Source organism: Skermanella stibiiresistens SB22, from assembly GCF_000576635.1.
Taxonomy (GTDB): domain Bacteria; phylum Pseudomonadota; class Alphaproteobacteria; order Azospirillales; family Azospirillaceae; genus Skermanella; species Skermanella stibiiresistens.
This window is the reverse complement of sequence record NZ_AVFL01000184.1, coordinates 1-209: the sequence shown is the minus strand read 5'-3', so window position 1 is coordinate 209 and position 209 is coordinate 1. Positions and strand designations below refer to the sequence as shown.

The 209-nt window shown below is 53.6% G+C and carries 1 protein-coding gene; it reads right to left on the bottom strand.

Going from position 1 to position 209, the window contains the following annotated elements; all coding sequences use genetic code 11:
* Positions 1-209: hypothetical protein (locus tag N825_RS35975; RefSeq protein WP_037462717.1), on the bottom strand; the 209-nt coding region annotated here is incomplete at both ends.

Sequence of the window (209 nt, the reverse complement as noted above, 5' to 3'; positions counted from 1 at the left end):
ATGGCACCTGTTTCTCGATTTTGCCCACCACCGCATTCTGACGCGGGATAGTGCCGAAATTCACCGTCGAACCGTTGTTGGCCACCACGGTGATTTTCGGGTTGCAGGAAATAAACTGAATATTGCCCAGCCCGGAAATGTAGGCGTTAAAGTTGCTGTTCGGACGGCTGTTCAAGCCGCCGACGCCATCAACCTGGAACACCGAGTAC